Consider the following 23697-nt stretch of genomic DNA (forward strand, 5'->3'; position numbering starts at 1 on the left):
ATCTCTTCGGCTGGATCGTCATGCTGTCGACCATTCGCGGGAGTCTGGGATCGAACGGGCTTGCGATTAGTGGTTTTGTATTGGTATCTTTAGCGGCATGGAAACCGCCTTGGCCAATGAATATCGCCGGATCTGCCACGATCCGGCCACGCACCAGCCGCTGGCCTACCTGCGCCTGCGCCGGGCGATCCGCAACATCGTCGAGCATCGTGACATCGAGCCGGGCCAGGCCCTGCCCAGCGAGCGCGACTTGTCGCAGGTGCTGAAGCTGTCGCGGGTCACCGTGCGCAAGGCGATCGCGGGCCTGGTCGAGGAAGGTCTGCTGACCCAGCGTCATGGCGCCGGCACCTTCATTGCCGAGCGCATCGTCAAGCCGATGTCGCGGTTGACCAGCTTCACCGAGGATTTGCGCGAACGCGGGCTGTCGCCGCGTTCGGAGTTTTTCGAACGCGGCATCGGTGAGGTGACGCCGGAGGAATCGATGGCGTTGAACCTGTCGCCCGGTTCGCTGGTGGTGCGGCTGCATCGCTTGCGCTATGGCCAGGACGAACCGCTGGCGATCGAGCGCAGCGTGGTGCCGGCCAGTGTGCTGCCCGATCCGCTGCTGGTGCACGACTCGTTGTACGAGGCGCTGGAAAAGCTCAACGCGCGTCCGCGTCGTGCGCTGCAGCGATTGCGCGCGGTATCGCTGAACGCGCAACAGGCGCGCCTGCTGCATGTCGGCGTGGGCAGTGCGGGCCTGAGCATCGAGCGGCGGAGTTTTCTGGACGACGGCCGCGTGGTCGAGTTCACCTGTTCCTGGTATCGCGGCGATATCTACGATTTCGTCGCTGAACTGCAGACTGACTGAAGGATCGATATGGCCGCCAGCGACACCTTGATGTACCAGGAAGCGCACGAGGCGGCCGATGTGGTCGCGCGCCAGTTCGCGGCCAACGAGGCGGTGGTGTCCGCGCTGGCGCAGTCGCTGCGGGCGCATCCGCCGCGTTTCATCGTCACCTGCGCGCGCGGCAGTTCCGATCACGCGGCGGCCTACGCCAAATATGTATTCGAAACACAGCTCGGCATCGCCACCGCGTCGGCATCACCGTCGGTGACCTCGGTGTACGCGGCCGAACAGCAGTGGCAGGGTGCGCTGTTCATCGCGATCTCGCAGTCGGGCAAGAGCCCGGACCTGCTGCGCAATGCGCAGGCGGCGAAGATCGCCGGCGCACGCGTGGTCGCGCTGGTGAATGTCGAGGATTCGCCGCTGGCGGCACTGGCCGACACCGTGATCCCGCTGCATGCCGGGTCGGAGCGCAGCGTGGCGGCGACCAAGAGTTACATCGCCGCGCTGGCCGCGGTGCTGCACCTGTGCGCGCGCTGGCGCGGTGATGCCGAATTGGGCGCGGCGCTGCAGGTGCTGCCCGATGCCCTGCGTGCCGGCTGGGATGCGGATTGGTCGGCGTTGAGCGACGGTCTGGTCGATGCGCACAACCTGTTCGTGGTGGGCCGCGGCTTCGGACTCGGCATCGCGCTGGAAGCGGCGTTGAAATTCAAGGAAACCTGTGGCCTGCACGCCGAGGCATTCAGCGCCGCCGAGGTGAAGCACGGTCCGATGGCCCTGGTCGGCCCGGATTTCCCGGTGCTGTGTTTCGCCCAGGACGACGACACGCTGGCCAGCACGCTGGCGGTCGCCGACGAATTTCGCGGCCGCGGTGCGCAGGTGTTCGTGGCGGCGCCAGGCGTGCTGGGTGCCGGCACCCTGCCGGTGGCCAGCGGGCTCCCGGCGCTGTGCACGCCGCTGCTGATCATCCAGAGTTTCTATCGCGCCGCCAGCGTGTTGGCGCTGCAGCGTGGCTTCAATCCCGACGTGCCGCCGCATCTCAACAAGGTCACCGAAACGGTCTGACCGCTGCATGCGATTTCATGGTTAATCACGGATATTCGGAATGATCCAGTCGCTCACCAACGCCCGCGTCCTCACCCCAGCCGGCTGGCGCGACGATCTGGCCGTGCTGCTGGACGGCGAGCGCATCGTCGACCTGCTGCCACCGTCCGATCCACGGATGCGCGCTGCGCAACCGCACGATCTGCGTGGCGCGATGCTGCTGCCCGGCTTCATCGACGTGCAGGTCAACGGTGGTGGCGGCGTGCTGTTCAACGAGGCGCCCACGGTCGAGGCATTGCGCCGGATCGGTGCGGCGCATCGGCGTTTCGGTACCACCGGTTTCCTGCCGACCCTGATCAGCGATCGCGTCGAAGTAATGCGCGAGGCACTCGCCGCGGTGGAGCAGGCGCTGGCCGAAGGCGTGCCGGGCGTGCTCGGCATCCATCTGGAAGGGCCGTACCTGGCACCGGCGCGCAAGGGCGTGCACGACGCGAAATATTTCCACGTGCCGGACAGCGAAGAGATGGCGATGCTGTGCGCGCCGCATCGTGGCGTACGGTTGATCACGCTGGCGCCGGATCAGGTGCCGCCGGCCAGCATCGGTGTGCTGACCGCCGCCGGCCTGGTGGTTTGCGCCGGGCACACCGCGGCGGATTATGCGACCACACGCGCCGCGCTGGACGCCGGCGTGCGCGGCTTCACCCATCTGTTCAACGCGATGACGCCCTTCGGCAGCCGCGAGCCCGGCGTGGTCGGCGCGGCGCTGGAGGATGCGACGAGCTGGTGCGGCATCATCGCCGATGGCCACCATGTGCACCCGGCCAGCCTGCGCGTGGCGATCGCCGCCAAGCCGCGCGGCAAAATGCTGCTGGTCACCGATGCGATGCCGCCGGTGGGTTCGGACGATCCGACTTACGTGCTCAACGGCGAAACCATCCTGGTGAAGGACGGTATCTGCCAGACCGCCCAGGGCGTGCTGGCCGGCTCCGCGCTGGACATGGCGACGGCGGTGCGCAACACGGTGCAGCTGCTCGGCCTGCCGCTGGACGAGGCGGTGCGCATGGCCAGCACCTACCCGGCCGAATTCCTCGGCCTCGGCGCCAGCCATGGCCGCATCGCCGCCGGCTATCGCGCTGACCTGGTGGCGATGGACGCCGAATACCGCGTGCAGCGGAGCTGGATCGGCGGCGCCTCGACCGTGTAGGAGCGGCTTCGGCCGCGATGCCTTTTCTTTTCTGGCGATGCGCAGGGCATCGCGGCTGAAGCCGCTCCTGCGGGCTACTCATTGCCCCCATAGCCGCCCGAAGCTAAAGTGGCGCGGTTCAGGTGTCCCGAAGGCCTCGCGCTCAAGGGATGAAACGGGAAGCCGGTGCGTGGTGTGCTTCAACACTGCAAGGCCGGCGCTGCCCCCGCAACGGTAAGCGATATCCACGAACGGCGGATGCCACTGTGCACAGCACGGGAAGGCGCCGTTCGCGGCATGCGGGTCACCGCGTGCACTCGCCAGCCCGGAGACCGGCCCGAACGATTCCTGGTGGCTCGCGGTGGGCGAGGCCGAACCACGTGCTGGGCGCCGCCGCCTGTCCGTCGTTCCGTCTTCCCCTTGCCCGTCGCCAGCTCATTGAACGATGGTGCCGTGCGCGGGTGCACGGCCGAGGAATGAACATGAAGAAGTCCTTGCTGGCAGCGGCGCTGCTCAGTTGCACGATGGCGGCACAGGCGGCCGATCAAGGCGCCGCCGACACGCTGGCTCCGGTGATCGTCACCGCCACGCGCACCGCCATTACCGCCGACGAGGCGTTGTCGTCGGTCAGCGTGATCACCCGTGCCGATATCGAGCGGTTGCAGCCGCTGTCGGTGACGGATCTGCTGACCGGCCTGCCCGGGGTGAGTTTTGCCAACAGCGGTGGCTACGGCCAGCAGACCTCGCTGTTCCTGCGCGGCACCAACTCGTCGCACACGCTGGTGTTGATCGACGGCGTGCGGATCGGTTCGGTCGGCAATGGCCTGGCTGCATTCGAGCAATTGCCGGTGGAGCAGATCGACCGCATCGAGATCGTGCGCGGCCCGCGTTCCAGCCTGTATGGCGCGGACGCGGTCGGTGGCGTGATCCAGATCTTCACCCGGCACGGTTCGCGCGATGGCGGCCTGCAGCCTTCCTTCAGCGTGACCACCGGCAGCAATGATTTGCTGCGCGGCCAGCTCGGCCTTTCCGGCGGCGGCGACCACGCCTGGTACAACGTCAGCGTCGGTGCACAGCACACCCGCGGCATCAACGCCTGCCGCGTCGGCGCGGCCGAGGCTTTCGCAGGCTGCTTTGCCGACGAGCCCGACCAGGACGCCTACCGCAACGAAAACCTCAGCGCCAACGGCGGTTATCGCTGGGACAATGGCGCGGAACTGAGCGGCACCTGGCTGCGCAGCCTCGGCGACATCCGCTTCGATGGCAGTTATCAGAACCACAGCCGCACCGTGCAGCAAACGGCTGGCGCGGCTTTCAGCTTCCATCCGCTGGAAGCGTGGAAAACCACCCTGAGCGTTGGCCAGAACCTGGACCGCTACGACAATTACGAAGACAAGGATTTCGTCGGCTACATCTACTCGCGGCGCAACCAGGCGTCATGGCAGAACGACATCAGCGTGACTGAGAACCAGCTGCTGACACTGGGCCTGGACTGGCAGGGCGAAAAAATCGACAGCGACACCGGCTTCCTCGCTACCCGCCGCAACGACACCGGCGGCTACGTGCAGTACCAAGGCACGTTTGGCCGCAACGAAGTGCAGCTGTCGGCGCGGCGCGATCACAACAGCCAGTTCGGCAACCACAACACCGGTGCCGCCGCGTGGGGCTATCACTTCGACGGCGGCGTGAAGCTGTCTGCCAGCTACGGCAGCGCGTTCCATGCGCCCACCTTCAACGACCTGTACTACCCGTTCGGCAGCGGCAACCCGGCCCTGAAGCCGGAGAAGTCGCGTAGCGCCGAACTGGGCCTGAGCCAGCAACTGGGCGTGTGGAACTGGGCGCTGAATGCCTACCAGACCCGCATCGACCAATTGATCACGCTGGACGACAACTTCGTCCCGCAGAACATCAGCAAGGCGCGCATCCGTGGCGTGGAAGGCCAGCTCGGCGTGAACCTCGACGGCTGGCAACTGCAGGGTTACCTGACCTGGCTGCAGCCGCGGAACCAGGACGGCGGCGCCAACGACGGCAACGTGCTGCCGCGCCGGCCCGAGCGTACGGCACGGGTGGATCTGGATCGCCGCTTCGGCAGCATCGGCATCGGCGCCACCGTCAATGGCGCCGGCCGCAGCTACGACGATGCGGCGAATGCGCATCCGCTGGGCGGCTATGCCACCACCGACCTGCGCGTCAGCTACCACTTCGCACCGGACTGGCAGGTGGAGGCACGGCTGGCCAACGTGTTCGATCGCGACTACGAAACCGTGTGGTACTTCAACCAGCCCGGTCGCAGTGCATTCCTGACCTTGCGCTACAGCCCGTCCAGCCGCTGAGCTTTCGGTTCGGCGTGTCCCTTCGGGTGGACACGCCGTTGCACCCCCGTCCGGTCATGCCCGGCAGCGACGTCATGCCGCCGAGATCGCCGGACCCACGCGTCCCTGCCATACGTCACGAGGTGGACTTCAGGCACATACGTCGGCGTCGGGCAGCTGGCATAAAGTCGGCATGAACGGAACTCTTCCCACGACCAGCGCGCTGCCACGTCCGCCCGCTTGCGGGGCTGTGCCGGTATGCTTGCGCGTCCGGGAGGTCCCTTGAATATTTTTGCACCGCTGGTTCGCCGCCCCGTCGGCACCTCATTGCTTGCGATCGGCCTGATGCTGGGTGGCCTGTGGGCATACCTGGTGCTGGGCGTGGCCGCTTTTCCATCGATCGAGTTTCCTGGCGTCGCGGTGTCCGCGCAGATGCCGGGTGCCAGCGCGCAGACCATCGCCTCCACGGTGATGGCGCCGCTGGAACGCCATCTCGGGCGCATCCCCGGGGTGCGGCAGATGTCCTCCACGGCCAGCGACGGCAGCGTGCAGATCCAGGTCATCTTCGACATGGATCGCAACACCGACAAGGCCGCGCGCGACGTGCAGGCGGCGATCAATGCGGCGGCGCCGGACCTGCCGACCGGCTTGCTACCGCCGGTCTACTTCAAGTTCGACACTTCACAGATTCCGGTATTGCTGGTTTCGTTGACTTCAACCAGCCTGCCGCCGGATCAGCTGTACGACCTCACCGACACCTTGCTGAAGCCGGCGGTGGCGCAGATTCCCGGCGTGGCCCAGGTACAGGTGGGCGGTGGCACGCCCAAGGCCGTGCGCATCGTGTTGAACACCAGCGCGCTGGTGAGCATGGGCATCACCACCAACGACGTGGCCAATGCGCTGCGTGCGGCCAACGTCAGCTCGCCGCAGGGCATGCTCAGCGACGGCGTCACGCGCATGACGGTGAGTGCCAATGATGCGCTGCATACGGTGCATGACTTCGCCGAGCTGGTGATCGCGAGCCATGACGGCACGCCGGTGCGGCTGGCCGACGTGGCGACGATCGGCAGCGGCCAGGAGAACAAATACGCCGCGGCGTGGTTCAACGGCGAGCGCGCGGTGGTGATGCAGATCAACAAGCGGCCGGAAGCGAACGCGGTGGCCACGGTGACGGCGATCCGCAAGCGCCTGCCCGAGCTGAGCGGGCTGCTGCCAGCCGACGTCACGATCATGCCGATCTTCGACCTCACCCCGACCACCGTCTCGGCGCTGCACGAGGTGGAGGTGGCGTTGCTGATGAGCATCGTGATGGTGGCGCTGGTAATGCTGGTGTTCCTGCGCCGGCTGCGGCCCACCGTGATTGCGATGTTCAGCGTGCCGCTGTCGCTGGCCGGCGCGTTCGTGATGATGTGGATACTCGGCTTCACCCTCAACATCTTCTCGCTGGTGGCGCTGGTGCTGTGCGTGGGTTTCGTGGTGGACGACGCGATCGTGGTGATCGAGAACATCGTGCGCCACATGGAGAAGGGCATGCCGCCGCTGGAGGCGGCGCTTGCCGGGGTGCGCGAGATCGGCTTCACGGTGATCTCGATCACGCTGTCGCTGATCGCCGTGTTCGGGCCGATGGTGTTCGGCAACAACATGTTCACCATGCTGATGCGCGAGTTCTCGGTAACCCTGATTGCCACCATCGTGATCTCCGCGCTGGTCTCGCTCACGCTCACCCCGGCGTTGTGCGGCGCCTGGCTGGTGCACGAGCCCGAGGGTTCGCGCACGCCGGGTCGGCTGGAGCGCATGGCCGAGCGTTTCGACAACGGCATGTTGCGCACCTACGAGCGCGCGCTGGACTGGGCGATGCACCACCGCCGGGTCATGCGCTGGCAGCCAATCATCCTGCTGGTGCTCACCATCGGCATGGCGGTGGCGGTGGTGATGACCGCCGGTGGCGGGCTGATGCCGAAAGAGGATTCCGGCCTGCTGCAGGTAAGCATCACGGCCGATGCCAACATCTCGCCCACCCTGATGGCCACGCGCACTCATGAGGTGGCGGCGAAGATCCAGGCCGATCCGGCCGTGAGCGACGTTTCCGCCTTCCTCGGCGGTGGCAACAGTGGCGGTGCGGTCGGCAATCAATCCAGTTTGTTCGTCGATCTGAAGCCGCTCGGCGATCGGCCGGGCGAACGCAACATTGCCGCGCAGGAGGTGGTCGACCGGCTGGACAAGTATTTCAAAAACGTGCCGGATCTGGACGTGTCGCTTACCGTCAACCAGTTCATCGGCGGTGGCGGCGGTGGCGGCGGCGGTGGCAAGGGGCAATACGCATTCCAGCTCAGCAGCCTGGACGGCACGTCGCTGCAGCCGCCGACCCTGAAACTGGCGAGGGTGATGCGCGGCATGAAGCAGTTCCGCAACGTCAGCACCAGCTTCGACAGCATCGGCAAACAGCAGATGCTGCAGGTGGATCGCACCGCCGCCGCGCGGCTGCACGTGAGCCTCGCCCAGGTGGACGACGCGCTGGCCAACGCGTTCGGCCAGACTCCGGTGTCCACCATCTACTCGGACATCAACCAGTATCGCGTGGTGATTTCCGCCGTCAGCGCCGAATCGTTGAGCCCGGCCACCCTGCTCAATACCTATGTGCGCAATACACAAGGACAGATGATCCCGCTGTCCGCGGTGGCGAAGATCGAGCCGCACATCGCGCCGGTCACCATCGACCACAACGACCAGCTCGAATCGGCCTCGATCAACTACAACCTGGACAAGGGCGTCACCCAGGCCGAGGGATTGAAGCTGGTCGATCAGGCGATGTTCGCCGCGCAATTGCCGAGCGGCGTGCAGAAGAAATACAGCGGGGACAACAAGAACCTGGTCGATGCGCTGAACAACGCATTGATCATGCTGCTGGCGGTGATCCTGGTGATGTACGTGGTGCTGGGCATCCTGTACGAGAGCCTGATCCATCCGCTGACGATTCTTTCGACCCTGCCGGCTGCCGGCATGGGCGCGTTCCTGGCCATGCTGCTCACGCATACGCAGCTCACCCTGATGTCGGTAATCGCGGTGCTGATGCTGATCGGCATCGTCAAGAAAAACGCGATCCTGATGGTCGACTTTGCGCTGGTCGCCGAGCGCGATCACGGCATGTCGGCGCCCGAGGCGATTCGCGAGGCGGCGCTGGTGCGCTTTCGCCCGATCACCATGACCACCCTGGTGGCGATGGGTGCGGCGCTGCCACTGGCGATCGGTTTCGGCTATGGCTCGGAAATGCGCCAGCCACTGGGCATCGCCATCCTCGGCGGCCTGTTCGTGTCGCAGCTGCTGACCCTGCTCAGCACCCCGGCGATCTACCTGTGGCAGTACGATCACCGGCAACGCAAGGCCAGGCGTCGGGAGCTGCGTGCCGAGATCAAGCGCCAGCGGGCACTGCAGCTGCAGATGCCGGCGTTGCCCAAATAGGCGGTCGAGCCGCCTCCGGTACGCGTTTTTTGCCTGGAAAGGATGCCCCTGATTTCACCCCTGCCTTCCGGCAGGGTGTGGACTTCAGGCACATACGTTAATGCCAGCCGGTAGGCATAAAGCAGCCATGAATATCTTCGCCCCGTTGATCCGCCGCCCGGTGGGCACTTCCCTGCTTGCGTTTGGGCTGGTGCTGGCAGGGCTGTGGGCCTATTTGCTGCTCGGCGTGGCTGCGTTGCCGTCGCTGGATTTTCCCGGTGTCTACGTGGTGGCGCAGCAGCCTGGTGCCAGCGCGCAGACCATGGCCAATACGGTGCTGGCACCGCTGGAGCGGTACCTGGGGCGGATCCCGGGTGTCGACGAAATGTACGGCAATGCCAACGAAGGCTCGGCCTCGGTGATGGTGCGTTTCAGCATGGGCCGTACCGCCGACAGCGCCGCGCGCGACGTGCAGGCAGCGATCAATGCAGCGGCGATCGATCTGCCTACCGGCATGCCGTCGCCGCCGCAGTATTTCAAGTTCGACACTTCGCAGATCCCGATCCTGTTCCTCACGCTGACCTCCACCGGCCTGCCGCAGGACCAGCTGTTCGACCTCGCCGACACGATGCTGAAACCCGCCGTGGCGCAGATCGACGGCGTGGCGCAGGTGCAGGTGTTCGGTGGCACGCCGCACGCGGTGCGCGTCGAGCTGGACAACAACGCACTGGCGGCCAAGGGACTCACCGCCAACGACGTGGCCAACGCGCTGCACGCCGCCAACGTCACTTCGCCGCAGGGCACCTTGAGCGACGGCCGCACCCAAATGACGGTGACCGCCAGCGACAGCCTGCACGACCCGGCCGAGTTCGCCAATCTGCTGATCTCGGTGAAGAACGGCACGCCGGTGCGCCTGTCCGACGTGGCGAAAATCTACGGTGGCCAGCAGGACCAGTATCAGGCCGCGTGGTTCAACGGCGCGCACACCGTCGGCCTGCAGATCGCCAAGCGGCCGGAGGCGAACGCGGTGGCCACGGTGGAGGCGATCCGCGCCAGGTTGCCGCAGCTGCGTGCCTCGCTGCCGTCGAACATCACCATGACGCCGGTGTTCGACCTTACCCAGACCACCAAGTCCGCGTTGCACGAAGTGCAGGTGGCGCTGTTGATCTCGATCGCGATGGTGGTGCTGGTGATGCTGGTGTTTCTGCGTCGGTTGCGGCCGACCCTGATCGCGATGCTCAGCGTGCCACTGTCGCTGGCCGGTGCGTTCGTGGTGATGTGGATGCTCGGCTACACGCTCAACACCTTGTCGCTGGTGGCGCTGGTGCTGTGCATCGGTTTCGTGGTGGACGATGCGATCGTGGTGATCGAAAACATCGTGCGGCACATGGAAAAGGGCACGCCGCCGCTGGAGGCCGCGCTGACAGGCGTGCGCGAGATCGGCTTCACGGTGATCTCGATCACGCTGTCGCTGGTGGCGGTGTTCGCGCCACTGCTGTTCGGCAACAACGAGCTGGTGATGCTGCTGCGCGAATTCTCGGTGACGCTGACCGCCGCGGTGGTGATCTCGGCGCTGGTTTCGCTCACGCTCACGCCGGCGCTGTGCGCCTGGTTTTTGGAACATGAGCCCGGGACCAGCAAACCGCCGGGCCGGATCGAACAGGCGGTGGAAAACTTCGACCGCGGACTGCTGCGCATCTACGAACGGGCCCTGGACTGGGCCATGCACCATCGCCGGATCATGCGCTGGCAGCCGTTGACCTTGCTGATACTTACCGTCGCACTCGGCTTCGCCGTGGCCAAGACCGCCGGCGGCACGTTCATGCCGGACGAAGACACCGGTCAGCTGCAGGTCGAGATCAATGCCGATGCGAACATCTCGCCGGCGCAGATGACCGAGCGTTCGCTCGCGGTGGCGAAAATCATGCAGGCCGATCCGGCCGTCCTCGACCAGCTGACCATGCTGGGCCGCAATGGCGGCGGCGACGGTGCGGTCGGCAACAATGCGCAGATGTTCGTCGACCTGAAGCCGCACGGCCGTGGACCAGGCCGGCGCGAGGAGGGCATCAAGCAGGTGGTCGAGCGGTTGTCGAAGCAATACGACAAGCTGCCGGGCGTGAAAGTCTCGGTCAGCGCTGCGCAATTCCTCGGTGGCGGCGGCAGCGGCGACGGCGGTGGCCAATACGAATTCCAGCTGATCAGCACCAACGGTGACGACCTGCAACCGTGGGCGCTGAAGATGGTGCGGCAGATGCGCACCGTCAAGGAATTTCGCGACGTCGGCAGCAACTTCGACCAGGTCGGCAAGCAGCAGTTGCTGAAGATCGACCGCGAGGCCGCGGGGCGCCTGCATGTCGGCATCGGCACCATCGATTCGGCACTGTACAACTCGTTCGGCCAGCGTCAGGTGTCGCAGATCTATTCCGACATCAACCAGTATTCGGTGGTGCTGAGCACGGGCGCGGAGCAGAGCGCGAGCCCGCAATCGCTGTTGAGCGTGCGCGTGCGCAACGATGAGGGGCGGATGATCCCGCTGTCCGCGGTGGCGCGGATCGAACCCAACATCAGCCCGATCCGCGTGCGCCATCACAACCAGTTGCAGGCGGCCACGATCAGCTACAACCTGGCCAAGGACGTGCCGCAGGACCGCGGCGTCAAGCTGGTCGAGCAAGCTGCGTATGCGGTGGGCCTACCGGCCGGGATCAAGGTGGATTACACCGGCGCCAACCAGCGCCTGCAACAGTTCAAGTCGAACGGCATGGTGTTGCTGTTAGGCTCGATCCTGGCGATGTACATCGTGCTCGGCATCCTCTACGAAAGCCTCGGCCATCCGCTGACCATCCTGTCGACCCTGCCGGCCGCCGGCGCCGGCGCGTTCCTTGCCATGCTGGTGACCCAGACGCAGATCTCGATGATGGCGATCATCGCGATCCTGATGCTTATCGGCATCGTCAAGAAAAACGCGATCCTGATGGTCGACTTCGCCCTCGTCGCCGAACGCGAACGCGGCGTACCGGCGCCGGAGGCGATTCGCGAAGCGGCGCTGGTGCGCTTCCGCCCGATCACCATGACCACCCTGGTCGCGATGGGCGCCGCGCTGCCGCTGGCGATCGGCTTCGGCATCGGCTCGGAAATGCGCCAGCCGCTGGGCATCGCCATCGTCGGCGGCCTGCTCGTGTCGCAACTGCTGACCCTGCTCAGCACCCCGGCAATCTATCTGTGGAATTACGACCGCAAGATCCGCAAGGCGGCACGCAAGTTGCGCAAGGCGGAGAAGAAGCGGCTAAAAGCGCTGGGTGGAACGCAGACGGCGTCGTGACTCTGCAGACGATTGCGGGTTTCTCGTGGCACCGAGCCCGCTACCAAGTGTCCCGGCCTCGTGCACTCATTTCGATGCTGGATGCTCGCTTCATCCAGGCTGAGTAGCGACTCGCAAGTCGATGTGTGAGCTCGACCGTCGTCGTTGAAGCCTTGCTCGGATGCTCATCGATTCGAAGTCAATGATCGGTGTGACCTTGGGCGTGCGTGGAACCTTCAAGCGGCCATTACTCCTACGGCAGTGTCGACTCTTCATATCCTCCACTTCAGGCGCGCCCTTCGGCTCCGTCGGGTTCGGTTGCCAGCAGTGGCGTGGCCGGCACGTCCAGCCCGGTACTCGCGGCCTGCTGCGGGTCGCCGCCCAGCATGCTGGCGTGGCGCCAGTTGCCCCAGCGGTAGTAGGCGGCGGCCAGGGTGACCGCGACCAGCGAGCCGAGCGGGAAGCTCCACCACACCGCGTCGGCACCGAAGCGGTCGCGCAGCATCCAGGCAAACGGCACGCGCACGAACCACAGCGCGACGGCCAGGATGATCAGCGGCGGCATCACTGCGCCGGTGGCGCGCACTACGCCGAACAGCACGAAGCTGAGGCCGAAGAACAGGAACGACCACACCACGATGGCATTGAGGTGCTGCGCGATGCCGATCGCCACGCCGTCACCGGGCAGGAAGATGCCGAGTGCGCCACGGTTGAACAGATAGACCACCGCGACCAGCGCCCCGGTGAGCAACAAGTTGTACGAAACGCCGACGCCGGTGATCCGCGAGATGCGGTCCCAGCGCTGCGCGCCCACGTTTTGCGCCGCCATCGACGACACCGCCGCGCCCACCGCCAGCGATGGCATCTGGATATAGGTCCACAGCTGCGATGCCGCGCCGTAGGCGGCGGTGGTCTGCGAGCCGTAGGCATTGACCAGGCTGATCATCACCAGCGCCGAGGACGAGATCACCACCATCTGCAGGCCCATCGGCAGGCCCTTCACCACCAGTGCGCGCAGCAACCGTGGGTTCGGTTTCAGGTAGTGCAGTTCGCCGCGGTACAGGCCGAGGAAGTGCTTGCGTCGATACAGGTACGCGAGTAGGCCGAGCAGCGCCGCCGTCTGCGCGATCAGGGTGGCCAGCGCCGAGCCGGCGATGCCCAGCGCCGGCACCGGACCGAGGCCGAAGATCAGCAGCGGGTTCAGTGCGATGTCCAGTGCCACCGACATCAGCATGAAATAGAACGGCGTGTGCGAGTCGCCGGCGCCGCGCAGGGTCATCATCAGGAAGCTGTAGAAATACATCGACGGCAGCGCGCTGAAGATCACGCGCAGGTAGGCGATCGCGAATGGCTGCGCGTCGGCCGGCGTGCTCATCGCATCGAGGATCTGCGCGGTGAACACATAGCCCAGGATCGCCACCGTCATCGACAACACCACGAAGAAGCCGGCGCTGGTGCCAACCACGCGCTTGGCTTGTGCGATGTCGCGGGCGCCCACCGCCTGGCCGACCAGGATGGTGTTGGCCATGCTGATGCCGAACACCACGCCGAGCAGGAAGAACAGGATCAGGTTGGCGTTGGACACCGCCGTCAGTGCCGCCTCGCCGAGGAAATGGCCGATCCAGATGGCGTTGATCGACGCGTTCAGCGACTGCAGCACGTTCGCGCCAAGGATCGGCAGCGAGAACATCAGCAGGGTGTTGGCGATCGGCCCCTCGGTCAGTGCGACGTGGCGGGCGTTGGCGGCAGGCATGGGCGTGGATCCGTGTGATCGTGGAGACGTCGGGCGCGGGACGGTATCAGCAGGCATCCTTCTGCTCGTCCCATGCGATGGCCGCCAGCTGCAACAGATGATGGCGCACATCCTGCGGCCACGCAGCGGTCAGCGTGCCGAAGCGTTTCCGTTCGCCGCGATAGAGTGCGCGCGACGCCTCCTCGTAACCTGGCAGGTCGCCGGCCATGACCTGCATGAATCGATCGACCGATTCCATCGCCTGGCGGGCCCGTTCCGGAGCGTCATTGCCACGCAGTGCCTGTTCGACCAGCCGTCGCAATACCGCCGACGCGCCGCCCGGCTGCTGTCCCAGCCAGTCCCAGTGTCGCGGCAGCAAGGTCACCTCGCGCGGTACCACGCCGAGCTTCGGCCGGCCGGGACCGCGGGCGCTTTCCGCAGGCGGGGCATCCGGCGGCAACCGGGCCAGCACATCATCGACGCTGCCGCGGAAATCGATTTCGATCTGTCGACTGCTGTGATCGTCGAAAATCAGCAGCGGTCCGACCGCACCTGCGTCGATGGCCCGCTTCACGGCACGGACCACATCGACCAGCTTGCCGCTGGCGATGAGCTGCTGCCGATCGAACGCGGTGCAGGAATGTTTATCGGGGGAGCTCATGTATTTTGTCCGGGTATAATTGATGGCAGATTTTTGTCCGGCTCAAAACGGATGTCAATAGTACCTGGGTAAATAAGGCAGATCTGCTGGCCCGAAAGTCATGCCCACCCCCGTCCACCGGCTTGCTATGGTTGATCCTTTCCATTGAGGGACCGAACGGAATGACCAAGCATCTGCGCCCGGCCACTGTGCTGGCTTCACTCGGACTGTTCGTCATCGCCATGGCTTCGCCGCCGTTGGCCGCGGCCGAACTGAGCATTCCGCCGATCCAGTACCACCAGCGCACGCTGCCGAACGGCCTGCAGGTGATCAGCGTGGAAGACCACGCCAGCCCGAATGTGGCGGTGCAGGTCTGGTACCACGTCGGCTCGAAGGACGACCCGCAGGGCCGCTCCGGTTTCGCGCACCTGTTCGAGCATCTGATGTTCAAGAGCACGAAGCACATGCACGCCGAGCAGTTCGACCGGCTCACCGAGGATGTCGGCGGTGCCAACAACGCTTCCACCGGCGACGACGTCACCAACTATTTCGAGGTGGTGCCGAGCAACCACCTGCAGACCCTGCTGTGGGCCGAGGCCGAGCGGCTGTCCAACCTCAACGTCGACGAAGCCAACTTCAAATCCGAGCGTGCGGTGGTGGAAGAGGAATACCGCCAGAGCGTGCTGGCCAACCCATACGGCAAGTTGTTCAACGCGATCGATCCGAAGTCGTACACCGTGCATCCGTACAAGCGCCCGACCATCGGCAGCATCGAGGATCTGGAGGCGGCCTCGCTGCAGAACGTGATCGACTTCCACGGCACCTTCTACCGGCCGGACAACGCCACCCTGATCGTCGCTGGTGACTTCGACACCAGGCAGCTCGATGCCTGGATCGACAGCTACTTCGGCTGGATCCCGAAACCGGCCACGCCGATTCCGCAGGTCACCGCGCAAGAGCCCAAACGCAAGAAGAACCTGCGCTACACCGTCACCAGCGAGACCGCACCGCTGCCCGCGGTGGCCATCACCTGGCTGATCCCGCCGGCTTCCGACAGCGCCGACACCATCCCGCTGCAGGTGGCCGCCGCGCTGCTGGCGCAGGGCGATTCCTCGCGGCTATACCAGTCGCTGGTGTATCGCCATCAGGTCGCCCAGCAGGCCGGTGCCGACGCCGACGGCCGGGTCGGCCCGGGGCTGTTCACGGCTTACGCGATTCTCGCCAGCGGCCACCAGCCGGCAGAGGCGGAAAAGCTGCTGCACGAGGAGATCATCTGGCTGGCGACCCAGCCGATTCCGGCCGCCGAGCTGGACAAGGTGAAAACCCAGCTGCTGACCGATGAGCTGAAGCAGCGCCAGACCGCGCAGGGCCAGGCGTTCGCACTGGGCCAGGCCAGCCTGATCGACGGCAATCCGGAGCACGTCAATACGGATCTGGCCGCGTTGCAGAAGGTTACCGAACAGGACGTCCACCGCGTGTTGCAGAAGTACGTCACCGGCGCGCACAGCGTCACCATCGACTATCTGCCGCAGGCAGCGGCCAAGGGAGCAGCGAAATGAGTCGCCACGCGAGCAATTTTCGTCTGGCCGTCTTTACGGCTGTATTGATGACGTTGATCGGTGTCCATGCCGCCTCGCCGGCGGCCGCGGTTCAGGGCTTTCCCGTCGCGCCACCCGCGCCCGGCCCGGCGCCGAAACTGACCGTGCCGACGCCTTCCACGCAGACCCTGGCGAACGGGTTGCAGGTGGTCAGCGTGCGTCGCGCCGGGCTGCCGCTGGTCACCGCGCAGTTGCTGGTGCGCAGTGGCGGTGAAATGGATCCGCCGGCGTTGGCCGGCCTGGCCGACCTCACCGCGAGCCTGCTGAGCAAGGGCGCGGCGGGCAAGACCGCGCCGCAGATCGCCGCCGCCGCCGAAACACTGGGCGGATCGCTGGCCGCCGCGGCAGGCTGGGACGAGAGTGCGGTGGGCATCACCGTGACGACCCCGAAATTGCCGCAGGCGCTGAACCTGCTGGCCGAGGTGGTGCGCCAGCCGGAGTTCAGCCCCGCGGAGCTCAAGCGGGCGCAAACGCAGGCGATCGACGACCTGCACCTGTCGCTCAGCCAACCCACCGTGCTGGCCTCGCTGGCGGCCAGTCGCGGCGTGTTCGGTGGCGGTGCCTATGGGCATTCGCGCAGCGGCACACCGGCTTCGCTGGCGCGGATCAGCCGTGGCGACGTGGTGCAACTGCATCGACAACTGTACCGGCCGGACAACGCGATCCTGGTGCTGGCGGGCGACATTTCACCGGCCCAGGCACAGCAGTTGGCGCAGGCCACCTTCGGTGACTGGCAGAAGCCGGCGACAGCCTTGCCGGCCAAGCCAGTGGGGCGCAGCGCGAGCCTGGTGCCTTCGATCCTGCTGATCGACCAGCATGGCGCCGGCCAGGCCGGCGTGGTCGCCGCACACGCCGCACCGCCGCGGCACGATGCCGATTACTACGTCGGCACGGTGGCCAACGCGGTGCTCGGCGGTTCGTATTCAGCGCGCTTGAACGAGGAGATCCGCATCAAGCGCGGGCTTTCCTATGGTGCCAGCAGCCGGCTGCAGTCGCTGGGCGACGCGGGCATGTGGCTGGCTTCGGCGCAGACGAAGAACCCGTCGGCACCTCAAGTGGTGGACCTGCTGGTGGGCGAGTTCAGCCGGCTTGGCAACAGCCGGGTCGACGACCAGGAACTGGCCGCACGCAAGGCGACCCTGATCGGTAGTTACGGCCGCAGCCTGGAAACCACCGCCGGGCTGGCCGACCAGGTCGGCGACCTGGCGGTATACGGCGTCAGGCTGGACGAAATCGGCAAGTACATCGAACAGGTGCAGGCGGTAACGCCAAAGCAGATCGAGAAGTACGCCCGCAAGAACCTCGATGCGGGCGCCAGCCAGGTGGTGGTGGTCGGCGACGCCGCGCAATTCGGCGCGGCGATCCGCAAGGCCCATCCCCAGGCGGTACTGCTGCCATCGACGGTGCTGGATCTGGACAGCCCGAGCCTGCAACCGGCGACCGGCGGCAAATAGTCGGCCGCCGTCATCTGTCAACAAAACCCCGGCCATCGTGCCGGGGTTTTGACATGGGCAAGGCAACAATCCGTTGCCGAAATCGACCCGGAAAGGGTGCCGCGCGGCAGCGATTATTTTGTAAACTATGAAGTACACAAAATAACACCTTGCCCGAGGCCCTCATGCTCCCCCGCAAACTGATTCGCAGCGCACTCGCCCTGACCCTGCTTGCCGCCGCCGTGCCCGCCACCGCCGCGCGAGTGGAAGTGCAGGCCGGGCGCAGTTACATGGACAGTCACGGCGCGAATGCCGCTTTCGTCGAGGCCGTGTTCGCGCCACAACCGCTTGGGCATACCCGCTTTACCTGGTCGCCGGATGTTTCGCTCGGCTGGATCGATGGCCGTCAACTGAGCGCCTACGATCGTGGCCGTTACAGCACGCGCCCGGCGGTCGCGCTGGCCGCCGGTGGTGCGCGTTTCCAGTATGGCGAGGCTGGACAGTGGTGCCAGCCGTTGTTCTTCACTGCCCAGTTGGCAGCCACCAATCACGCGACCCACGCACTCTCCAGTCATTACCAGTTCGTCAGTACGCTGGGTTGGCAGGCGAAGCATTTCAGCGTGGCGCTGCGGCACATTTCCAACGGCGGGCTGCACAGCCCGAACAGCGGCGAGACGATGGCGCTGATCGGCGTCGCCTTCGACATCTGAGGCGACAGTCTCCCGGATACGACAACGGCCCCGTTCGGGGCCGTTGTCGTTCATGCGTACGGATGCGGTCTCAGTGCCCGCCGGCGGCCGGTCCGGCCTTGGCGCTGAACGGCGGCTTGGCCAGCCAGATCACGAAGACCAGGCCGATGAAGATCCAGCCCAGCGCGTGGAACACCTCGTTGAACGAGATCTGGTAACCCTGCTGGGTAATCATGTCGTTGATGATGCTGCTTGCGGCCTGCTGGTCGCCATGGCCGAGTTGGGTGATCGTGGTCTGCGCGGTCGGGCTGTAGGCGGTGATGTGCTCGGCCAGTTGCGCGTGATGGCTCACCGCGCGGCGTTCCCACAACAGCGTGGTGAGCGAGGCGGAGAAACTGCCGCCGAGCGTACGCAGGAAGGTGGCCAGGCCGGAGCCGGCGGCGATCTCGTTCTGCTGCAGGTCCGACAGCAGGATGGTCAGGATCGGCATGAAGAACAATGCCACGCCGAGACCTTGCCACAGCTGCACCATCGCCACGTGGTAGAAGTCGATGCCGATGAAGAAGTCCGAACGCATGAAGCAGGTCATGCCCATCACCATGAAGGCCACCGAGGCCAGCAGGCGCAGGTCGACCTTGGTGGCGTACTTGCCCACGAAGAAGGTCAACAACACCGGGATGATGCCCAGCGGCGCGGTGGCGTAGCCGGCCCAGGTCGAGGTGTAGCCGAGGTTGCGTTGCAACCACAGCGGTACCAGCAGGCCGATCGCGAAGAACGCCGCATAGGCCAGCACCAGCGCGATCGTGCCGGCGGTGAAGTTGCGGTGGCGGAACAACCTGAGGTTGACGATCGGGTCCTTGTCGGTCAGCTCCCAGATCAGGAAGATCGCGATGCCGATCGCCGAGACGATGCTGGTGATGATGATGAAGGTGGAGTTGAACCAGTCCTCGTCATTGCCCTTGTCCAGCACGATCTGCAGTGCGCCGACGCCGATGATCAGGGTAATCAGGCCGACGTAATCCATCTTAGGCCGCTCGGTTTTCTCGACCTTTCCGCGCAACTGATTCGCCACCACCATGCTGGCGAAGATGCCGATCGGCACGTTGATGAAAAAGATCCATGGCCACGAATAATTGTCAGTGATCAGGCCGCCCAGGATCGGGCCGGCGATCGGCGCCACCACCGTGACCATCGCCAGCAGCGCCAGCGCCATGCCGCGTTTGGCTGGCGGGTAGATGCCGATCAGCAGGCTCTGCGTGATCGGGTACATCGGGCCGGCCACCGCGCCCTGCAGCGCGCGGAAAACGATCAGCATGCCCATGCTCTGCGAGATGCCGCACAGGAACGAGGTCAGCGCGAACAGCAACGTGCACGCAGTGAACAGCTTCACCTCGCCGAAGCGGCGGGTGAGGAAGCCGGTCAGCGGCAGCGAGATCGCCATGCTCACCGCAAACGAGGTGATCACCCAGGTGCTCTGGTTGTTGCTGACGCCGAGGTTGCCGGCGATCGTCGGCAGCGACACGTTGGCGATCGTGGTGTCCAGCACCTGCATGAAAGTGGCCAGTGACAGGCCGATCGTGCTCAGTGCCAGATTGGGTGGACGGAATTGGGCTGTCATCGGAGTCGACTGGTGATGAGGGTGGTCAGACTTGCTCCTCCCCCTGCGAAGCAGGGGGAGGTTGGGAGGGGGTTCGCTTTTGACTTCAGGATCAAGAGCACCCCCCAACCCTCCCCTGCAAGCAGGGGAGGGAGTCATGGAGTTATTTCGCGCCGGCCATGTTGGCGTGGATGATCTGCGCGATCGCCGCGTCGGCCTTGGCCAGCTGCTGCTTGTACACGTCGGTGCTGAAGGCCGGCTGGGTCGGCGACTGCCGCGCCAGCGTCGGTCCGCTCTGGTCATGCAGGCCGACATCCACGGTCAGCGACATGCCCAGACGCAGCGGATGCTTGTCCAGCTGGGTCGGATCGTCGAACACGATGCGCACGGGGATGCGCTGCACGATCTTGATCCAGTTGCCGGTGGCGTTCTGCGCGGGCAGCAGCGAGAACGCGCTGCCGGTGCCGACGCCGAGGCTCTGCACCTTGCCCTTGTAGGTCACCTTGCCGCCGTAGACATCGGACTCGATGTCCACCGGCTGGCCCAGGCGCATGTCGGTGAGCTGGGTTTCCTTGAAGTTCGCATCCACCCACACGCCATGCAGCGGCACCACCGCCATCAAGGCGGCGCCCGGCTGCACGCGCTGGCCGACCTGCACCGAGCGCTTGGCCACATAGCCGTCGACCGGTGCGACCAGGGTGGCGCGTGCGTCATCGAGGAAGGCGGCACGCAGGCGCGCCGAGGCGGCCTGCACGTCCGGGTGCGAAGCGACCACGGTGTCGTCGACCAGCACCTTGCTGGTCTGGTACTGCTGTTGCGAGGTGATCAGCGCGCTCTCGGCCGTGGTCAGCGCATCGCTGGCGTGCGACAGCTCCTCGGCCGAGATCGCGCCGGACTTGGCCAGCGCCACGCGGCGGTTGTAGTCGGCACGAGCCTTGTCCACCGCGGTCTTGCGCGCGGCCACGTCGGCTTGCGCGCCATTGACGCTGGAGTACAGGCCGCGCACCTTGCGCACGGTATTGGCGAGATCCGCCTTGGCGCCGACCAGTGCCACTTCGGCGTCGCTGGGGTCGAGTTGCACCAGTATGTCGCCGGCATGCACCAGGTCGCCGTCATCGGCGCCGATGCTGACCACGGTGCCGGGTATCTGGGGGGTAATCTGCACGACGTTGCCGTTGACGTAGGCGTCGTCGGTGCCCTCATACCAGCGGCCGTCGAGGAAATACCACAGCGCCCAACCGATGACGGCGAGCACCACCACCACCACGAGCAGGCGCAGCAGGAATCCGCGCGAGTTCTTCTTCGGTGCGGGCGTGTTGGGCGAAGGAGCGACCGTTGTCTCGGTCGCAGTGGGAGTCTGGCTGGACATGGGACTGCCTCAGGAACGTGAAGGGGTGGAAGACGAGGGAGTGGGCGCATCGGCCTGTGGCTGGAAGCCGCCGCCGAGGGCCTGGATCAGTTGCACCGAAAGGTCGACCTGCTGCGCCTCGAGCGCGGCCATGCCGCGGTTGGCCACCAGCAATTGCTGGCGCACCACGAGCGCCTCCAGGTAGCTGCCGACGCCGGCCTTGTAACGTTGCTCGGCCAGTTGCCAGGCCTGTCGTGCCGCGGTCTGGGCACGCTGCTGTGCGGCCAGTTGTTCGCGCAGCGACTGCAGTCCGGAGAGTTCATCGGCGACCTGGTTCAGGGCGCCGACCAGGGTCTGGTTGTACTGCGCCACGGCGAGGTCGTACTGCGCGTCCTTGCCGGCGAGGTTCGCGCGCAGTCGGCCGTTGTCGAAGATCGGTAAACTGATCGACGGCCCGATCTGGTAGAAGCGCGAGGGCAGGGTGAACGGATTGCCGCCGCCCATGGTGATCACGCCGGCCATGGCGCCGATGCTGATGTTGGGCAGGAACTCGGTCTTCGCCGCCTTGATGTCCTGGCTGGTGGCTTCGACGCGCCAGCGTGCGGCGACCAGATCGGCGCGATGGCCGAGCAGGTCCAGCGGCAGGTTGTCCGGCACCGCCAGTGCGGTCGGCTGCAGCACTTGCGGCCGGGTGATCTGCAATCCGCGATCCGGGCCCTTGCCCAGCAGCACTGCCAAGGCCGAGCGCGCAGAGTCGACCGCGCGCGCGGCCAGCGCGGCATCCTGTTCGGCGCTGGCCACTTCGCCATCGCTCTGTTTCAGCGAGATCTGGTTGTCGATGCCGGCGGCGACACGCTGGCGGGTCAGTTCACGGGCCTGGTTCGCGCGTTGCAGCTCGCCGCTCGTCAGGTCTTGCTGGGTGAAGGCGTAGCCGAGTTTCGCGTAGGCGCGGGCGACGTTGCCGGACAATTCGATGCGCGCGGCGCGGGCATCGATTTCCGCCGCACGCGAAGCGCCCACTGCGGCCTGCCAGGCAGCCCGTTTGCCGCCCCACAAATCCAGGCCCCATTTGAAGCTGAGGTCAGCGTACTTGGCCAGGGTGAAACGACCGCCGCCACTATCGGCCGGCAGGATCGTGGTGGGAATGCGTGCACCGGAAACACTGGCGCCGGCATTCAGGGTCGGGCCGCGATCAGCGTCGGCCAGGCCCGCTTCGGCCTGCGCCGAGCGTGCCCGCGCGTCGGCAATGCCGAGACCGGGGTTGTCGTGCAAGGCCTCGTCCATCAGCGCATCGAGTTGCGGGTCGCCCAGTCCCTGCCACCAGTCACCAGCCGGCCATTCGGCCGGCGACAGGTCGAGCCGGGCCAGGCTGCGCTCGGCCTTCAGCGAGGAAGGATCGATTGCCGTGCCGTCCGGATGCAGGCCGCCGCTGCTGGCACAGCCAGCCAGGGCAAAAGTCAGTGCGGTCGCTGCCGCAAGAAGGTGCAGACGCATGGATTGAAGTCCGGGGATAGGTTCGGGGGAAGGGTTCAGGTCTTGTCGCGCAGCGCGCGCAGCACGCGTTCCAGGTAGTCATGCAGCTGCGCTTGTTCGGTGTCGTCCAGCGAACGTTGCGCCGCGCCCAGTACACGTTCATTGCAGTCGGTCAGTTGTTGCCAGATGGCGTGGCCAGCGTCAGTCAGTTCGATCCGCAGCGCGCGGCGGTCCTGTTCGTGCGGGCAGCGGCGCAGGTAACCCTTGCGCTCCAGCTGGTCGAGCTGGCGGGTCATCGCGCCGCCATCCAGTTCCACCGCGCGGGCCAGTTCGCTGGCCGACATCGGGCCCAGCCGGGACAGTCGCTTGAGGATCAGGAACTGGGTGAAACGCAGGTCCGCGCCGGTGCTGGCCAGTTCCGCTTCCATCGCGCGGACCATTTCGGTCCGCACCAGGCCAAGCAGCACGCCCAGGCTTTCCCTGGGTGAGGCGGGAAGGGGTGGTTGAGTGTTCATGGCCGTGCATTCTATTGCCCGAACTATATTTGTCAAGGCAAATATGTATTGCGCAGTATTTGTCCGTGCAGACGTCAGCCGGCCGCCATGGCGGGGGTGCCGGCGAGGTTGGCCAGTTCGTCCGTCAGCCATGCCCGCAGCGCCGGGTGACGCAGCTCGAACAGCTCGAATACGCCAAGCGCGCGCAGCGCCGGCAATTGCGCCACCAGTTGCGGTTCCATGGTGCAGCGCACCGCCTCGGGCGTGGCCGGATCGAGCATCTGGTGCGCGCAGGCCACGAAAATGGCCAATGGCGACGCGGATGCGAGGGGCTTCTTGGCGTACAGGGAAATCGGGGGCATGGCAGTCATCCGGAAGTTCAGGGCGAGACATCGGGCAACATCTTGGCCAGGGCGTGCATCGGTCGTGGCCGGTATGGCCGCGCGGCGGACAGCGCAGAAGCGGCGGCGCGTTGCGCAGGGGCCGCGAGCGATGGCAGCGGCGGATGGCCGGAACACAACGGTTCAGGGCGTGAAACAGCTTAGACAGGGTGGCGGCCAAGCTGATATCGTTATTTGGTCAAAAAATATCT

At 65.8% G+C, this 23697-nt stretch carries 16 protein-coding genes and 1 riboswitch; of the genes, 9 read left to right on the forward strand and 7 right to left on the reverse strand.

The annotated features are described in order from the left end of the window. The first annotated feature begins 97 nt into the window (after positions 1-97). The 6 genes from ACPPVV_RS00710 to ACPPVV_RS00735 all read left to right on the forward strand — a co-directional run bounded on the left by ACPPVV_RS00710 (position 98) and on the right by ACPPVV_RS00735 (position 12122). Positions 98-850, forward strand: a complete 753-nt coding sequence (locus ACPPVV_RS00710; RefSeq protein WP_426701568.1) for a GntR family transcriptional regulator — start codon at positions 98-100, stop codon at positions 848-850. 9 nt (positions 851-859) lie between these two features. Then, positions 860-1891 (forward strand): SIS domain-containing protein, encoded by a 1032-nt coding sequence (locus tag ACPPVV_RS00715; RefSeq protein ID WP_426701569.1) that lies wholly within the window; start codon positions 860-862, stop codon positions 1889-1891. A 40-nt stretch (positions 1892-1931) separates the two neighbouring features. Continuing rightward, positions 1932-3074 (forward strand): N-acetylglucosamine-6-phosphate deacetylase, encoded by a 1143-nt coding sequence (gene nagA / locus ACPPVV_RS00720; RefSeq protein ID WP_426701570.1) that lies wholly within the window; start codon positions 1932-1934, stop codon positions 3072-3074. 103 nt (positions 3075-3177) lie between these two features. Continuing rightward, positions 3178-3408: riboswitch (cobalamin riboswitch) on the forward strand. Positions 3409-3535: 127 nt separating this feature from the next. Further along, a complete protein-coding gene (btuB, locus tag ACPPVV_RS00725; RefSeq protein WP_426701571.1) occupies positions 3536-5386 on the forward strand; it encodes a TonB-dependent vitamin B12 receptor in 1851 nt (616 codons plus the stop codon). A 261-nt stretch (positions 5387-5647) separates the two neighbouring features. Then, positions 5648-8824 (forward strand): efflux RND transporter permease subunit, encoded by a 3177-nt coding sequence (locus tag ACPPVV_RS00730; RefSeq protein ID WP_426701572.1) that lies wholly within the window; start codon positions 5648-5650, stop codon positions 8822-8824. A 127-nt stretch (positions 8825-8951) separates the two neighbouring features. After that, entirely contained in the window at positions 8952-12122 is a 3171-nt protein-coding gene (locus ACPPVV_RS00735; protein WP_426701573.1) for an efflux RND transporter permease subunit, read from the forward strand. 265 nt (positions 12123-12387) lie between these two features. On the opposite strand, the gene ACPPVV_RS00740 is transcribed toward ACPPVV_RS00735, so the two are convergent. Together ACPPVV_RS00740 and ACPPVV_RS00745 are read right to left on the reverse strand one after the other, a co-directional pair. Then, positions 12388-13854, reverse strand: coding sequence for an MATE family efflux transporter (locus ACPPVV_RS00740; protein ID WP_426701574.1), 1467 nt, complete (start codon positions 13852-13854; stop codon positions 12388-12390). 46 nt (positions 13855-13900) lie between these two features. Continuing rightward, positions 13901-14494 carry a DUF2239 family protein gene (locus ACPPVV_RS00745; protein WP_426701575.1) on the reverse strand — a complete coding sequence of 198 codons (594 nt, stop codon included), beginning with the start codon at positions 14492-14494 and terminating at the stop codon, positions 13901-13903. 161 nt (positions 14495-14655) lie between these two features. Between ACPPVV_RS00745 and ACPPVV_RS00750 the strand changes: the two genes are divergently transcribed. The 3 genes from ACPPVV_RS00750 (at position 14656) to ACPPVV_RS00760 (ending at position 18214) form a co-directional block, all read left to right on the forward strand. Beyond that, on the forward strand, positions 14656-16032 hold the full coding sequence (locus ACPPVV_RS00750) for a M16 family metallopeptidase (RefSeq protein ID WP_426701576.1): 1377 nt from the start codon (positions 14656-14658) through the stop codon (positions 16030-16032). Next, a complete protein-coding gene (locus ACPPVV_RS00755) occupies positions 16029-17525 on the forward strand; it encodes a M16 family metallopeptidase (protein ID WP_426701577.1) in 1497 nt (498 codons plus the stop codon). Before ACPPVV_RS00750 ends, ACPPVV_RS00755 begins: the two co-directional genes overlap by 4 nt. 164 nt (positions 17526-17689) lie before the next feature. Continuing rightward, positions 17690-18214 carry an acyloxyacyl hydrolase gene (locus tag ACPPVV_RS00760; RefSeq protein WP_426701578.1) on the forward strand — a complete coding sequence of 175 codons (525 nt, stop codon included), beginning with the start codon at positions 17690-17692 and terminating at the stop codon, positions 18212-18214. A gap of 70 nt (positions 18215-18284) precedes the next feature. Here ACPPVV_RS00760 and ACPPVV_RS00765 read toward each other — a convergent pair whose 3' ends face one another. The 5 genes from ACPPVV_RS00765 to ACPPVV_RS00785 form a co-directional block, all read right to left on the reverse strand. Next, the gene (locus tag ACPPVV_RS00765) at positions 18285-19811 is read right to left on the reverse strand and encodes a DHA2 family efflux MFS transporter permease subunit (protein WP_426701579.1); all 1527 of its coding nucleotides are present in this window, start codon (positions 19809-19811) and stop codon (positions 18285-18287) included. 142 nt (positions 19812-19953) lie between these two features. Further along, complete coding sequence (locus tag ACPPVV_RS00770; protein ID WP_426701580.1) at positions 19954-21159, reverse strand: efflux RND transporter periplasmic adaptor subunit; 1206 nt, start codon at positions 21157-21159, stop codon at positions 19954-19956. A 9-nt stretch (positions 21160-21168) separates the two neighbouring features. Next, complete coding sequence (locus ACPPVV_RS00775; protein WP_426701581.1) at positions 21169-22632, reverse strand: efflux transporter outer membrane subunit; 1464 nt, start codon at positions 22630-22632, stop codon at positions 21169-21171. 35 nt (positions 22633-22667) lie between these two features. Beyond that, on the reverse strand, positions 22668-23126 hold the full coding sequence (locus ACPPVV_RS00780) for a MarR family winged helix-turn-helix transcriptional regulator (RefSeq protein ID WP_426701582.1): 459 nt from the start codon (positions 23124-23126) through the stop codon (positions 22668-22670). Between the two features lie 74 nt (positions 23127-23200). After that, positions 23201-23467: a hypothetical protein gene (locus tag ACPPVV_RS00785; RefSeq protein ID WP_426701583.1), complete on the reverse strand. Its 267-nt coding sequence runs from the start codon at positions 23465-23467 to the stop codon at positions 23201-23203. Positions 23468-23697 lie beyond the last annotated feature (230 nt).

Origin of the sequence: Rhodanobacter sp. Col0626 (genome assembly GCF_049994385.1) — a bacterium.
Classification (GTDB): Bacteria; Pseudomonadota; Gammaproteobacteria; order Xanthomonadales; family Rhodanobacteraceae; genus Rhodanobacter.